Origin of the sequence: Streptomyces sp. NBC_00690 (assembly GCF_036226685.1) — a bacterium.
Classification (GTDB): domain Bacteria; phylum Actinomycetota; class Actinomycetes; order Streptomycetales; family Streptomycetaceae; genus Streptomyces.
The window spans coordinates 4,863,606-4,879,479 of the sequence record NZ_CP109009.1 but is presented as its reverse complement, the minus strand read 5'-3'; the positions used below and the strand labels follow the sequence as shown (position 1 = coordinate 4,879,479).

At 69.4% G+C, this 15,874-nt stretch carries 6 protein-coding genes and 1 tRNA gene; 1 reads left to right on the top strand and 6 read right to left on the bottom strand.

All coding sequences use genetic code 11. The annotated features are described in order from the left end of the window. Positions 1 to 73: 73 nt before the first annotated feature. Positions 74 to 3,064, bottom strand: coding sequence for a DUF7507 domain-containing protein (locus OID54_RS21320; protein WP_329021704.1), 2,991 nt, complete (start codon positions 3,062 to 3,064; stop codon positions 74 to 76). Positions 3,065 to 3,741: 677 nt separating this feature from the next. After that, positions 3,742 to 3,815: transfer RNA gene (locus OID54_RS21315), tRNA-Thr, on the bottom strand. A gap of 238 nt (positions 3,816 to 4,053) precedes the next feature. Here OID54_RS21315 and OID54_RS21310 point away from each other — a divergent pair. Next, on the top strand, positions 4,054 to 5,580 hold the full coding sequence (locus tag OID54_RS21310) for an MFS transporter (protein ID WP_329021701.1): 1,527 nt from the start codon (positions 4,054 to 4,056) through the stop codon (positions 5,578 to 5,580). Positions 5,581 to 5,623: 43 nt separating this feature from the next. On the opposite strand, the gene OID54_RS21305 is transcribed toward OID54_RS21310, so the two are convergent. From OID54_RS21305 to topA, 4 genes are all read right to left on the bottom strand, one after another. Further along, a complete protein-coding gene (locus OID54_RS21305; protein ID WP_329021699.1) occupies positions 5,624 to 7,186 on the bottom strand; it encodes an alpha/beta hydrolase in 1,563 nt (520 codons plus the stop codon). A gap of 167 nt (positions 7,187 to 7,353) precedes the next feature. After that, entirely contained in the window at positions 7,354 to 8,559 is a 1,206-nt protein-coding gene (locus OID54_RS21300; RefSeq protein ID WP_329021697.1) for a DNA polymerase III subunit delta', read from the bottom strand. 140 nt (positions 8,560 to 8,699) lie between these two features. Continuing rightward, positions 8,700 to 12,275, bottom strand: coding sequence for a dTMP kinase (tmk, locus tag OID54_RS21295; RefSeq protein WP_329021695.1), 3,576 nt, complete (start codon positions 12,273 to 12,275; stop codon positions 8,700 to 8,702). Positions 12,276 to 12,582: 307 nt separating this feature from the next. Then, complete coding sequence (topA, locus tag OID54_RS21290; protein ID WP_329021694.1) at positions 12,583 to 15,447, bottom strand: type I DNA topoisomerase; 2,865 nt, start codon at positions 15,445 to 15,447, stop codon at positions 12,583 to 12,585. Positions 15,448 to 15,874 lie beyond the last annotated feature (427 nt).

Below are 15,874 nucleotides of genomic sequence, written 5' to 3'. Positions count from 1 at the left end.
CCGGGCACCCACGCGCGTGGGTGCCCGGGCCGTGGCTGTCAACGGTCAGCGGACAGCAATCAGTGGTCAGCGGTCAGCCCCGACGGGTGGCGCGGGGGCTCTCCTTGTCTTTGTCTCTGGCATCGACCGTGCCCTTGGTGGTGCAGCGCGGGTCGGGGGTGGCTTCGCTTCGGGTGGCGGGGCAGTTGTTGCCCGGAGTGTCAGAGGTGACGGTGTTCAGGAGTTGGAGGTCGCCGAAAGGGCGGGCGTTGGTGGTGATGGAGAAGGTGATGGTCGCCGTCTGCCCGGGGGCGAGGGCGCCTGACCACTCCAGGAGCGGCTCGCTGTAGGAGACATCGCCGCGGGTGGCGGTGGCATCGTTGTTGAAGCGGGCGTCGTCGAGGAGTTCGGAGAGGTCGTCGCTGAAGGTCGCCGGGTTCGCCTCGGTGTAGGCGGCGGTCCCCGTGTTCCTGACCGTGATCGTGTACTCGACCTCGCTCCCGGCCCTGACGGTCGCGGAGCCCTTCTGCTTCTTGACGATCTCCAACTTGGTCACGCCGGTGGTGCTGGTGCTGGTGTTGTTGCCCGGGTCGGGGTCGGGGTCCTTGCCGGTGACCTTGGCCGTGTTCTCGATGGTGGTGGCGTTCGCCGCGGCGGTGCCGGTCACCGCGACCGTGACACTGTCGCCGTTCGCGAGCGGACCGCCCGTGCAGGTCAGGATGCCCGACCCGATGCCACAGCCCGGACTCTGGGTGGACGCCCCCGTGACGCCTGCGGGGATGGTGTCCGTGAGGGTCCAGCCCGTCGAATCGCCCGGCCCGTTGTTGGTCACGACGATCGTGTACGTGATCTCACCACCCGGCGCCACCGACGCGGGGCCGGTCTTCACCACCGCGAGGTCAACGCCGCGCGGCGGGACATAGGGGATGGTGACGGTGTTGCTGGTGCCGGTGACGTTCCTGCCGCTGGGGGTGGTGGCCGAGGCGGTGGCGGTGTCGACGATCTGGCCGGCCGTCACGTCGGCGGCGGTGGTGGTGTAGGTGGCCGTGCAGTCCACCGACGCATTCGGGGCCAGGGGGCCGGGCGGGCAGGTCACCGTCGGGGTGCCGGGGCCGTTGTCCTGGACGCTGAGGGCGGTGAGCGGTACGGCGCCGGTATTGGTGACGGTGAAGGTGTAGTGGATCGTCTGCCCGGGTCCGCTGAACTGGGTCTCGGTGGCGCCCTTGACCACGGAGAGGGCGGCGAGCGGAGTGTTGACCTCGTTGCTGGTGGCGTTCGCGGGCTGTCCGCCCGGGTCGTTGCCGGTGACGGTCGCCTGGTCGGGGATGTTCTTGGCGGCGACATCGGCGGCGGTCGTGGTGTAGGTGCCCTGGCAGGTGGTCATGGCGCCGGGCGCCAGGGTCGTGTCCGCGCAGGCCGAGACGGTGACCGCGGGGGTGAGGTCGTTCACGCTCACCCCGGTCAGCGTGACGCCGCCGGTGTTGGTGACGGTGTACGTGTAGTGGAGCGTCTGGCCGGCCGCTGTGAACTCTTGCTCGGTGGCCGATTTGCCGATGGTCAGAGACCGCGGCAGCACGGTGACCTGGTTGCTGCCCACGGTGACGGTCTCACCGCCCGCGTCGGTCACGGTGAGAGTGGCCGTGTTGACGATCTGGCCCGCCGTGACATCTGCGGCGGTCGCCGTATAGGTGGCCGTGCAGTCGACCGAGGCGCCCCCGGCCAGCGGTCCCGCCGGGCAGGTCACCGTCGGGCTGCCCGGACCGGTGTCGGTGACCTGGATGTTCGTCAGCGGCTGGGTAGCGTTGTTTTTCACCGTGTACGTGTAGTGGAGCGCCTGGCCCGCCACGAACGACGCCTCGGTGACCGCCTTGGTGATCGAGGGGGCTGAGCCCACGGTGAGCGTTGCGTCCGCCGGCGGGTTGAGGCCGGTCACGGTCGTCTGACCGGGCCCGTTCACATAGCTGCCGGAGGCGGTGGCGGTCACATCGACCGTGACCGTGCACGATGCCTGGCCGGCGGTCAGCGCGCCGCCGGTCAGGGAGAACGAGGTGCCGCCCCCGGTGGCCGCGACCGTGCCCGCGCCGCAGGTGGTGGCCGCATTCGGGGTGGCCGCGACCGTCAATCCGGCGGGCAGGGCGTCGGTGAGGCCGAAGCCGGCCTTCGCCGCGAGGTCGGTGGTGTTGGTGACGGTGAGCGTGAGGGTGGAGACCCCGCCCGCGGTGATCGTCGCCGGATCGAACGACTTGTCCAACTGCGGTGTCACATCGAGGATGCGGATGTTGTCGAAGGCGTGGTCGTTGCCGTCGCCGCTGCCCTGGCCGTTGAGCATCTTCAAGCCCAGTGAGGCACCGGTGAACAGGACCGATCCATTGCTCGGGAACGATCCGGCCTTGACGAGGCCACCGTAGAAATTCTGCGCTCTCGGATCGGTGCACGGGTTGATCGGCGAACTGAAGGTCGGGATGTCCGGCCCGCTGCCCGTGAGGTAGAACTTGAGCAGCGGTGCGGAGACCGCGCAGTTGAGCGCCGCCGCGTCGACGGAGAAGGTGATGAACCGGCCCGTCGTGGGGATCGCAATGGGGTTCACCGTCTGGAACTCGACCTTGTCCGCGCCGGGGCTGTCCCCGTCGGTGTAGGCCGACACCACATGGTTGGTCGCCGGCGTCGCCGAGCCGTTCACCTGCCCCAGCACCCCGGCCAGCGCCTTGAGGGCATTCATGGCGACGGGGCTCTGGGCCAGACAGGCGGGCTGGTCCGCACCCGACTGGCTGAGGATGATGCCGTTGCAACGCGCCGGGTTCAGCCACACCGGGTCCGCGGTGTACGTCTCGTTCTGCGGAGGCGCCCCGACGTAGGCGGGCAACAGGATCGGCGTGGCGCCCGTGTTGTTCTCGAAGTCCTCGGCGTAGACGACGCTCGGCGCCTGCGGCACCCCGGGGGTCCCCGGCACCGTTCTGACCTCCGCCGCCTTGGCCGCCGGTGGTGGGGCGGGCAGCGCGGCGGCAAGGCCCACCGCCTGGGCCGCCAGGACGGCCGTGGCGCAGACGACGGCGCTCAGCCGCCGTCTGCCAGAAGAACCACGCATCAGTTCCATCACTCCATTCACCGGACCGGTCCCCAACAGCGCTTGGTAGCACGAACGGATACCAATCCCCCGAACAGGCATCAGCCCTGTCCCGCACATCACCCCCACGCCCGGCGCGGGCAACCCTGCACAGCCCAACGAAACCCACTTGAATGGCCTGCCCACCCGGGTAGGCCACTGGCGGGTGGCGGGTGGTCAAGGTGCAGTGCTGGCCACAGACCGACAGGCCATCGGCTCGCGCACCCGGCAAGCCCCCGGGTACCGACCGCGGTCCGTGCACGGCGCTGAGGACCGACGGGTCCGCTCGTGACAGCAGTGCGCCGGGAAGGCGACCCGAGACAGGATCGCTATCGGCCTGCCGACTCGCCGTGTGCCGCTGACACCTGCGGGAGGAGGATCACGAGCTGGATCGAGTCCCACGCATCCGGCACGACGTCAACTGACGAGTCGACCTTGGACGGACCGATTCCACCAAGCTGATCCACCCGCCGGAGTGCGCCACCGGACCGCTCCGGGTGCAGTTCTGCGGCACCCTCCGCGCACCCCGCCGCACAGCCGCTGCACCTGCGCCCCCTTGGACCGGCCGGCCACAGAGGGGAAACCGCCACGACCGGCAAATCATCCCCGAGAATGAGAAAAACCCCAGGTCACGGCGAGTGAGTCCTGGGGTCCTTCAGAGCCGCCTTCGGGATTCGAACCCGAGACCTACGCATTACGAGTGCGTTGCTCTGGCCAACTGAGCTAAGGCGGCAAGCTGCGGGATACCGGCTCTTGCGAGACACATTGGCATCAGCAGCGGTGATGAGTCTACAGGGTTGTTGTGCGTGCCCCGAACCACCCAGGGCCCCGGACGGGAGGCTCGATCGACCCAGTTCCACTTGCGCATGGATGGGCAAAACGGGACATACTTTACGAAGATCCATTCATCCCTTCGACCCCGTCATGCGCCTCCTCACGACCGTCGCACGGACACCCCCAGCCCTCTCCCGATGAAGCGAGGCACCATGGGCCGAGCCACCCAGCAGGCCGCCGCCGATGCTCCGTGGCAGCCGGGGCGGGAGCGGTGGGCGATGTTGGCGGTGTTGTGCGCCAGTCTGCTGCTGGTTGCGCTGGACGCCACCATCCTGAACGTCGCCCTGCCCTCGCTGATCGACGACCTCCAGCCCAGCGCCATCGAACAGCTGTGGATCATCGACATCTACGGGCTCGTCCTCGGCGGTCTGCTCGTCACCACCGGTGCGGTCAGTGACCGGTACGGCCGTAAGCGCCTCTTCCTCGGCGGGATCGTGATCTTCGGGCTGGCGTCCATCGTCGCCGCCACCGCCAACAGCACCTGGCAGCTGATCGGGGGCCGGGTACTGCTCGGGGTGGGCGGGGCCATGGTCATGCCGTCCACGCTCTCCCTCATCCGGAACATCTTCACCAACGCCCGCGAGCGCGCCCGGGCCATCGGCATCTGGGCCGCCGTCGCAGGAGCCGGCGCGGCCCTGGGGCCGCTGATCGGCGGAGTGCTCGTGGAGGAGTACGGATGGGCCGCGGCCTTCTGGCTCAACGTTCCGGTCGTCATCGCCACCTTCGTCGCCGGCGTCTGGCTGCTTCCGGAGTTCAAGGACGCGGGGCATGCCCCGCTGGATGTGCCGAGCGCACTCCTCTCGGTCGTCGGGGTGGTGGGGCTGGCCTGGGGCATCAAACACATCGCCAAGGGCAGTCCGGGTGTCGTGGACATCGTCGTACTGGCTGTCGGAGTGCTCGTCCTGGTGGTGTTCGCCCGTCGACAGTTGGGACTGCCCGATCCGCTGCTGGATGTACGGCTCTTCCGGAACCGGGCCTTCACCGCTGCGGCCCTGGTCATCCTGATGGCGATGCTCGCGATCGGGGCGGCCCTCTTCCTCATGTCGCTCTGGCTCCAGTACGTCCACGGCTACTCGCCTTCCCAAGCCGGGTTGCGCACGCTGCCCGCAGCACTCGCCGTGCTCAGCGGATCGCTGCTGGCTCCCGTGTTGATGGACCGGTTGGGGGTCCGCGCCCTCATGACGCTGGGGCTCGGGGGTGTCGTCGCCGGATTCCTGGTCCTGGCGCTCTCACCGGAGCCGACCAGCTACGGATACGTCGCCGTCGTCCTGGTGCTGCTGGGCCTCGGGGATGGACTCGCGATCACCACGGCGTCGTCCGTTCTCGTATCGGCCGTTCCCGCGGCCCGGGCCGGACAGGCAGGGGCGGTTTCCGAGACCAGCTATGAACTCGGCGTCGGACTGGGCGTGGCCCTGCTCGGGTCGATTCACGGGGCGGTCTATGCAGACCACATGATCGGGCAGCCGGCGCAGGCCCGGGAGTCGATCGGTGGTGCGTTCGAGCTGGCTCAAGGCGGGGGCGGGCAGATCCTGGAGATCGCACGCATCGCCTTCGACGACGCGTTGACCACGACGGCTTTCGTCTCGGCCGGGATCGTCGCCGTGGTCACCGTACTGGTGGCGTGGTTGGTGCCGCGAGGATTCACCGCCACGTCCGGGCACTGACCCCGCCCGCCGCTCAGGGGTCGACCGAAGGCGACACGGTGGATCAGCGGCAGCGCTTGCCGTCCTGCGGGACCGTGCCCTTCAGGAGGTAGGCGTTGATGGCCGAGTCGATGCATTCGCTGCCCCGCCCGTACGCCGTGTGCCCGTCCCCGTCATAGGTCAGCAGCCGACCCGATGCCAGCTGGTCGGCGAGTGCCTGAGCCCACTTGTAGGGGGTCGCCGGGTCCTTCGTCGTGCCGACCACCAGGATCGGGTCCGCTCCCTTGGCCTCGATGGGGTGCGGTGTGCCGGTGGCGGGGGTGGGCCAGTACGCGCAGTTCAGCGCCGCCCAGGCGAACCCTCGCCCGAACACCGGCGATGCCTTCTCGAAGTCGGGGAGCGCTTCCTCCACGTCCTGCGGACGGCTGAAGGCGGGGGGCAGGTCCAGACAGTTCACGGCGGCGTTGGCGTACATCAGATTGGTGTACGAGCCATCGCTCTCGCGCTCGTAGTAGCTGTCGGCCAGCGCCAACAGACCGGCGCCGTCGCCCTCCATCGCGCTCGCCAGTCCCTCCCGCAGCTGTGGCCAGGCGTTCTCGTCGTACATCGCCGTGAGCACACCGGTCGTGGCCAGCGACTCGCCGAGTTCACGGCTCTCACCGGTGGGCACCGGGCGCGCATCCAGTTCGGCGAAGAACTCCTTGAGGCGGGCGGAGGCGTCCGCGACCGACGTGGTGCCCAGCGGGCAGTCGGTCCGTGTCACACAGTCGGTCGCGAAGGAGCGGAAGGCGGTCTCGAACCCTGCGGTCTGATCACGGTTCACCTGACGGGCGGGCAGCGAAGGGTCGAGCGCGCCATCGAGGACGAGGCGTCCGGCCCGGTCGGGGAAGAGTTCCGCGTACGTCGCCCCCAGGAAGGTTCCGTACGACGCTCCGACGTACGCGAGTTTCCGGTCACCGAGTACGGCGCGCAGCACATCCATGTCCCGCGCGGAATCCTCGGTGGAGACATGGGGCAGGACCGTGCCGGAGCGCTTCTCGCATCCGGTGGCGAATGCCTTGAAGGAGGTGGTGAGCCTATTGGTCTCGGCCGGGTCGTCGGGCGTCTGGTCCACCTGGGTGTAGGCGTCCATCTCCTTGCCCGTCAGGCATTCGACGGGCTCGCTGCGGGCGACCCCCCGCGGGTCGATGGCCACCATGTCGTAGCGGGCACGGACCTGGGCGGGATAGCCGATGCCCGCGTACGCCTGGAGGTATCCGATGGCGGACCCGCCGGGGCCACCGGGGTTGACCAGCAGCGAACCGATCCGGGCACCGGGTCCGGTGGCCTTCTTACGGGCCACCGCGAGTTTGATGGACTCCCCTTGCGGCTTCTCGTAGTCGAGGGGCGCCTTCAGGGTGCTGCACTCGAATCCGGGGACCCCGCACTCCCGCCAGGCCAACTTCTGCGCGTAGTACGGCTTGAGCTCGGCGACAGGGGCGGCGCTCGTGCCCGAGCCCGAACCGCCACCCTCGGGAGTGGATACCGAGGAACTGTTGGAAGGATCCGTTCCGGTGCAGCCCGACAACAGCAGGCCGGCTGCGGTCACGGCGAGGACTGAGCTGCGGAGCATGCGCCTTGGGTCCATCCCCGGAGCGTAGGCGACTGCGGGAAAAGTTGCCCATCCGTGCTCTTACGGGTGAATTCAACCGGTAGGTGGGTACCTCTTCGTGCGACGAACAGCCATCGGGACGTGGTGGAGCACGGAGTCGAACTGGGGATGTGTCGAACCGGTGCCGCGCGCTTCCGCGGTGGTCAACCCGCGCGCAACGCCATCGCCATGGATTCGACCGCCAGCAGAGCGGCCACGTTCTTCTGGAGTGCGTCCCGGCAGGCGAACACCGCCTCGATCCGCCGCAGGGTGCTCTCCGGTGTGGAGGAACGGGCGATCCGCTCCAAGCCGTCCCGGACGTCCCCATTGGCGATGGCTACCTCCGAGCCCAGTTGGAGGGCGAGCACATCGCGGTAGAAGCTGGTGAGATCGCCGAGTGCAAGATCCAGGGTGTCCCGTTGGGTGCGGGTCCTACGGCTCTTCTGCTGGTCTTCCAACTCCTTCATGGCGCCCGCAGTCCCCCGCGGCATCCGGCCGCCCTGTGTCGCGCCGAGGGCTGCCTTCAGCTCATCGACCTCCTTGGTGTCGACCTCCTCCGCGACCTGCTTGGCATCGTCCGCGGCGGCGTCGATCAACTCCTGTGCGGCCTTGAGCGCGGCTCCGACGTCATCGACCCGCAGGGGCAGTTTGAGGATGGTGGCCCGACGGGAACGAGCCCGCTCATCGGTGGCGAGCCGTCGGGCCCGGTCGATGTGCCCCTGGGTGGCGCGAGCGGCGGCGGCGGCGACCTCGGGCTCGATGCCGTCCCGACGGATCAGCACATCGGCGACCGCGTCGACGGGGGGCGTACGCAGCATCAGATGACGGCATCGGGACCGGATCGTGGGCAGCACGTCCTCCAGTGACGGCGCGCACAGCAACCACACCGTACGGGGAGCGGGCTCCTCGACGGCCTTCAGCAGGACATTGCCGGCGCCTTCGGTGAGTCGATCCGCGTTCTCCAGGATGATCACCTGCCAGCGGCCGACCGCTGGGGAGAGCTGAGCGCGCCGGACGAGCTCTCGGGTCACCTTGCGGCCGGTCGACAGTAGGTCGGTACGGACGACCTGGACATCCGTGTGCGTACCGATGAGGGCGGTGTGGCAGCCGTCACAGAATCCACAGCCCGGCGCCCCGCCGAGGGCACGGTCGGGGCTGATGCATTGCAACGCCGCGGCGAAGGCACGGGCGGCCGTGGCCAATCCGGAGCCGGGGGGGCCAGTGAACAACCACGCATGCGTCATCGTGGAGGTGTCGGCGAGGGTTTCCCCACTGGCCTCGGCGGTGACGAGCGCATCGGCGTCACGGGCAGCGGCGCTGAGCTGCTTGTGCACCCGCTCCTGGCCGACGAGGTCATCCCAAACCGCCATCTGCCGGTCACCTGCCTTCTGTGCTGAGGGCTCCCATTGTGCGCCAGGGGACTGACAGTGCCGTCCACCGAGACGTCAGCGGCTCCCGTACGGGAGCCGCTGAGGCAGTGACAGCCCAGCCGACGGAGGGCCCGCTTCTGCTATCGCCCGCGCCGACGGCCAGGGCCGTTGCCCCGCTCGTCGTCGTCCCCTTGGGAACCGAACAGTTCATCGGCGAGCGTCGGCAGATCGTCGAGGGGGGTCTCCTCCGCCCAGTCCGAACGGCGGCGCGGACGCCCGGTGTCCGGGTCGATCTGGGGCAGCTCCCGCGTGCGGTCGTTGGGCCCCACGAGACCCGACCCCGCGGACGACAATCGCGGCTCCTCCGCAGACCGGGGGCGGGAGGTCGGACCGGAATCCGACCGCGGCTTGCGACCGGTGCCCCGGCCGCCCGAACCCGTCGAGCGGGCCGAACCGGCCGGCCGACGCTTCGGCTGCTCGTCCCGGAAGATCCCCGGAGGCACCCGATCGGTCGGCTCTTCGTCCCGCACCGGCGGCAGTACGGCCGTCTCGTCCAGCCGCTCGTCACGGACGGGTGGCAGAACCGCGGTCTCGTCCAGCCGCTCGTCACGGACTGGCGGCAGAACCGCGGTCTCGTCCAGTTCACGATCCGCAGGAGCACTCCCGGAGATCTTGGGGACCTCCTGCGTCACATCATTGGGTCCCACCACGGGGGTGGGCACGGTGATCTCCTGGGCGGACGGGTCGGTCGGGTCGGTCGGGTCGGTCGGGTCCACGATCGGCGTCGGCACGGTCACCTCATGGCCCGAGGTCACCCCGCTCTTCGCGGTGGCACCGCGAGCCGTTCCCGCACTGCCATCCTGAGCATGCCCAGATCGCTCAGATCGCTCAGATCGCTTGGCTCGCTCAGTTTGCTCGGCTTCCCGAGCCGCGGACTCCCGGGCGGCCTCCGCCGCAACCGCTGCTTCCTCAGCCCTGGCCTTCGCGGCAGCTCGCTCCGCCGCGCGAGCCTTCGCGGCAGCCGCTTCCTCCGCAGCCCTGACCTTCGCGGCAGCTTCCTCAGCCGCCTGAGCCTCCGCCGCCTCCTTCGCAGCCTTGGCCGCCGCAGCCGCTTCGGCGAGCAAGCGGGCCTCTTCAGCTCGCAGCAGGGCCTCCTCAGCCCTGCGCTGCTTCTCCAGCCGCCGTTCCTCGGCCTCGGCGCGCAGCCGTGCCTGCTCCTCGGCGAGCCTGCGCAGTCGCTCCTGCTCCTCGTGCTTCGCCCGTTCCTCGGCCTCCCGCCTGCGCCGCTCCTCCTCGGCCGCCCGGCGCTCCTCCTCGGCACGCTGACGGGCCTCTTCCGCCTTGCGCTCCTCCTCGCGCTGGCGTGCGGCCTCCTCCTCGGCCTTGCGGCGGGCCTCCTCCTCGGCGCGGAGCTTCGCGAGCTGCTCCTCACGCACGCGCTCCAGCCGTTCTTCCTCGGCCTTGCGGGCGGCTTCCTCCTCGGCCTTGCGGCGCAGCTCTTCCTCCGCCTTGCGACGGGCCTCCTCCTGGGCCCGTACCTCGGCTTCGGAGAGGGGGAGCAACTGGTCGAGCCGGTGGCGTACGACCGTGGTCACGGCTTCGGGGTCCTGTCCCGCATCCACCACGAGATAGCGTCCGGGGTCGCCAGCGGCGAGCGTCAGGAATCCGGAGCGCACCCGTCCGTGGAACTCGGCCGGCTCCGACTCCAGCCGGTCCGGGGCCTCGGTGAACCGCTCCCGCGCGGTCGCGGGCGAGACGTCGAGCAGGACCGTCAGATTCGGCACCAGACCGTCCGTCGCCCAGCGCGAGATACGGGCGATCTCCGTCGGCGACAGATCACGGCCCGCGCCCTGATAGGCGACCGAGGAGTCGATATACCGGTCGGAGATGACGATCGCGCCCCTTTCGAGGGCGGGCCGCACCACCGAGTCGACGTGTTCCGCGCGGTCGGCGGCGTACAGCAGGGCCTCGGCACGGTTGGAGAGTCCCGCGGATGACACATCGAGCAGGATCGACCTCAGCCGCTTGCCCACAGGGGTGGCGCCGGGTTCACGGGTGACGACGACCTCGTGGCCCTTTGCGCGGATCCATCGCGCGAGGGCCTCGACCTGCGTGGACTTGCCCGCGCCGTCGCCGCCTTCGAGTGCGATGAAGAAACCGGTGGGGGCGATCGCCTGTGCCGGGTCGGCCCCGCCGCGCAGTGCCTCGGTCAGGTCGCGACGCAGCGGTACGCCGGAGCGGTCGTCCGTCTTGGCGAGCAGGACCGCCGCGACGGGCAGCAGCAGCGCACCCATCAGCATCAGGCTGAAGGCCGCACCGCCGCGGACGAAAGCGAGGTCGCCGCCGGCCAGTCGCTGCGGTCCGATCGCCGCGGCGAACAGGGCCGCCGCGAGAGCTCCGAAGGCGATGGAGACGCGCACGACCGCCTGGAGGTGGTCGTTCATCCGGGCCTGCCGGGGGTCCTCGCACTCCTGGGCGATGAGCGCATGACCGGTCTTCGCGGCGACACCGGCTGCGAAACCGCCGATCACCGCGGCGAACACGACGGTCGCCGTGTCGGGCACCAGCCCCATCGACAGCAGCGCGATCCCCGTGACGGCGAGGGCGAGCGCCAGCAGACGTCGGCGGGAGAGCGTCGGCAGCACCGACTCACCCCCGCGGATTCCGAGGGTCGTACCACCGGTCAGAGCGAGGACGAGAAGGGCGAAGGTCAGCGGGCCGCCACCCAGGTCGACGGCGTGGAGCACGGACACGGCAACGGCTGCCGCGACCGCACCCGCGACCGCCGCGCAGCCGATGACGAAGAGCGGGACCGCGCCCGTACGGCCCTTCTCGACGCCGTCACCGCCGACGGCGGACGGTCGACGCAGACCTTCGAGCGGCGAGCGCGGGCGCGGTGTCGGCGACGAAGGCAGGGTGACGAAGGCGAGTACGGAGACGGATGCGGCGAAGAGCCCGGCTGCGACGTACGAACCGAGGGCCGCCTGGTGCAGGGAGAACCAGTCGACGCCCGTGCCCAGCGCCTTGCCGACCAGTGTGGCGACGAGCAGCACCACGGCGGCGATCGGAATGGCGACGAATCCCGTACGCAGCCAGAGCCTGCGCAAGGCGTCGAGGTGGTCCGGCAGGGGACGCACCGCAGCGCCCTCCAGGGGCGGCGCGGGGAGCAATGCCGGGGCGGCTCCGTCTCGGGCGACGGTCCAGAAGCGTTCGGCGACGCCCAGGACGAACACGGTGACCAGCAGCATCAGTACGGCGTTCGCCGGGGTCCAGTCGAGCCACAGGGGGGCGACGATCAGCAGCGCCAATCGCACCCCGTCCGACGCAATCATGGTCCAGCGACGATCCAGGGGGCCCTTGGGCGAGGTGAGCGAGGTCAGCGGACCGAGCAGTACCGCGCCGAAGAGGAAGGTGGCGAGGATGCGTGCGCCGAGAACGGCGGCGACGGAGAAGGCCGCACCCCGATAGCCGTCACCGAGGGTTCCCTCCGCCACCGCCGCTTGGAGCGTGAGCAGGAGCAGCACCAGAACGGCCAGGGCATCGCCGACCGCTCCAACCGCCTGGGCGTTCCACAGGCGACGCAGTGAGGGGACGCGCAGCAGGGAGCGCAGCGCCCGCTCGCGGGAGTCCGCGGCAAGGGCGTCGGAGTCTGAGGCAGTCTCTGAGACGGTGCCCTCGACCGTCTGCTGCTTGGCTGGCTGCTCGGCTCGCGTCATCCGCCCAGCCTATCCGGAGCGCCTAGCTCCCCGAGGTGTCAGCCCGAACATATGGGCGTTTCTGGACAGGTCTGCCGGCTCCGCCGCAGGCCATCGCCGACCTCTCGACACCCTTGCGACGCAACCGTCACATTCTCCACACAGCGCAGCCATCCACACGGAAGAGGACGCAGGGGGTAAAACAACCGAACGGGCCTTCACGACCGGAGCTGAAGCTGGTCGTGAAGGCCCGTTCGGTGGACCTATTCGGCGAACCCATGCGGTGGACTCGTGCAGTGAGCCCATGCGGCGATGAGCCTTCGGGCGTCTATGCGTCGCCGGTGGCCTTGGCCGACGCCGTGGTCTTCGTCGTGGTCGCCTTCTTGGCGGGAGCCTTCTTCGCCACCGTCTTCTTCGCGGTGGTCTTGGCAGCCGTCTTCGTGGCCGTGGTCTTCGTGGCCGTGGTCTTCTTCGCGGTGGCCTTCTTGGCGGGAGCCTTCTTCGCCGTCTTCTTGGCCGGAGCCTTGGCGCGCTTCTCGGCGAGCAGCTCGTAGCCGCGCTCCGGAGTGATGTCCTCCACGCTGTCACCGCTGCGCAGGGTGGCGTTGGTCTCGCCATCGGTGACGTATGGGCCGAAACGGCCGTCCTTGACCACCACGGGACGCTCGCTCACCGGGTCGTTGCCCAGTTCCTTCAGCGGCGGCTTGGCCGCTGCCCGCCCGCGCTGCTTGGGCTGGGCGTAGATCGCCAGGGCCTCGTCCAGCGTGATCGTGAAGAGCTGGTCCTCGTTCTCCAGGGAGCGCGAGTCGGTGCCCTTCTTGAGGTACGGGCCGTACCGACCGTTCTGCGCGGTGATCTCAACGCCTTCGGCGTCCTTGCCGACGACGCGCGGCAGGGACATCAGCTTGAGGGCGTCGGCCAGAGTGACCGTGTCCGGGGACATGCTCTTGAAGAGCGAGGCCGTGCGCGGCTTGACCGCGTTCTTGCCGGTCTTCGGGGTGCCTTCGGGCAGGATCTCGGTGACGTACGGGCCGTAGCGCCCGTCCTTCGCCACGATCTCGTTGCCCGACACCGGGTCGGTGCCCAGGGCGAAGTCCCCACTGGGCTTGGCCAGCAGCTCCTCCGCGTACTCCACCGTCAGCTCGTCCGGAGCGAGGTCGTCCGGAACGTCGGCGCGCTGGTGGCCTTCCTGGTCCTTCTCGCCCCGCTCGACATAGGGACCGTAGCGGCCGACGCGCAGGACGATGCCGTCGCCCACCGGGAAGCTGGAGATCTCCCGAGCGTCGATCGCGCCGAGGTCGGTGACCAGGGCCTTGAGACCGCCGAGGTGGTCGCCGTCCCCGTTGCCCGCGGCTGCGGCGTCACTCTGGGGGGCACCGGCAGCCTGTGCGCCCTGACCGAAGTAGAAACGCTTCAGCCACGGCACCGACTGCGCCTCGCCCCGGGCGATGCAGTCGAGGTCATCCTCCATCTTGGCGGTGAAGTCATAGTCGACGAGCCGGCCGAAGTGCGTCTCCAGCAGGTTGACGACGGCGAAGCTCAGGAAGGAGGGCACGAGGGCCGTCCCCTTCTTGAAGACATAGCCGCGGTCCAGGATGGTGCCGATGATCGAGGCATAGGTGGAAGGGCGACCGATCTCGCGCTCTTCCAGCTCCTTGACCAGCGACGCCTCGGTGTAGCGCGCGGGCGGCTTGGTCGCGTGGCCGTCGACCGAGATCTCCTCGGCGGCGAGCGCGTCACCCTCCGCGACCTGCGGCAGCCGGCGCTCGCGGTCGTCGAGCTCGGCGTTCGGGTCGTCGGCCCCTTCGACGTACGCCTTCATGAAGCCGTGGAAGGTGATCGTCTTGCCGGACGCGGTGAACTCGACGTCGCGGCCGTCCGCCGCGGCGCCGCCGATCCGTACGGTGACCGAGTTACCGACGGCGTCCTTCATCTGGGAAGCCACGGTCCGCTTCCAGATCAGCTCGTAGAGCCGGAACTGGTCACCGGTCAGACCTGTCTCGGCCGGAGTGCGGAAACGATCACCCGAAGGGCGGATCGCCTCGTGGGCCTCCTGCGCGTTCTTGACCTTGCCCGCATAGACACGGGGCTTGTCCGGCAGATAGCTGGCCCCGTAGAGCTGGGTCACCTGGGCGCGCGCCGCCGACACCGCGGTCTCGGAGAGCGTGGTGGAGTCGGTACGCATATAGGTGATGAAGCCGTTCTCGTACAGCTTCTGCGCGACCTGCATCGTGGCCTTGGCACCGAAGCCCAGCTTCCGCGACGCCTCCTGCTGCATCGTCGTCGTACGGAAGGGTGCGTACGGAGAGCGGCGGTAGGGCTTGGACTCCACCGAGCGGACGGAGAACGAGGTGCTCTCCAGCGCGACGGCCAACGCACGGGCATGTGCTTCGTCCAGGTGCAGGATCTGGGCCTGGCCCGACTTGAGCTGTCCGTCCGGGCCGAAGTCCCGCCCCTGGGCGACGCGCTTGCCGTCGACCGTGTTCAGTCGGGCGGCGAGGGTCGAGGGGTCGGAGGGATCGCCGGCGCGGCCGGTCGAGAACGTCCCGGTCAGATCCCAGTACTCGGCGGAGCGGAACGCCCTGCGCTCACGCTCACGCTCGACGACCAGGCGGGTGGCGACGGACTGCACCCGGCCTGCGGACAGCCGGGGCATGACCTTCTTCCACAGGACCGGCGAAACCTCGTAGCCGTAGAGCCGGTCCAGGATGCGACGGGTCTCCTGGGCGTCGACCATGCGCTTGTTCAGCTCGCGCGGATTGGCGACGGCCTCTCGGATCGCTTCCTTGGTGATCTCGTGGAAGACCATCCGGTGGACCGGGACCTTGGGCTTGAGGACCTCCAGCAGATGCCAGGCGATGGCCTCGCCCTCGCGGTCCTCATCGGTGGCCAGATAGAGCTCGTCGGAGTCGGCGAGCTGTTCCTTGAGCTTTCTGACCTGCGCCTTCTTATCGGCATTGACGACGTAGACGGGCTGGAAGTCATGCTCGACGTCGACACCGAGTCGGCGCACCTCACCGGTGTACTTCTCGGGCACCTCAGCCGCGCCGTTCGGGAGGTCGCGGATGTGCCCGACGCTCGCCTCGACGACATAGCCGGGGCCGAGGTAGCCCTTGATCGTCTTCGCCTTGGCTGGCGACTCGACGATCACGAGGCGTCGGCCGCCCTGTGCGGTCTCGCTGGTCGGGGACAACTTCGCTCTTCTCTCCGGTTGAATGCTTGGCTGGGCAGACACGGCAGTACGACGCTGATGACGCACGTCGTGACACTGCTGCGGCACTGCTGGGCACTGCTCGAAACTTTGGCGCTCCTGCTGCCGCTGCGGAGTGTGACGGTACAACCCGCCCCCGTGTCAAACGGTAAAAGCCCGCAACGGCCACTCGAACGGTAACCCGAGTCCGGGCATTCCTGCCGCCCGGCCCGACACGCCACTGTTCTGGCGCCCCGATGGAGGGTGGCCGGGCGCCGACCGCGGAAGGTGGGAGGTCGGGCACGTACTCCAGGACGCCGAAACGAGGCCGGCGGTCCAGGTCGGGCGGCCACCCCCGAGGGCGCCCCTCATCGATCACAGCTCTTGATCAGAACCAGGAGTCCCAGGATCGAGGCCGGTCGGGCAGCGT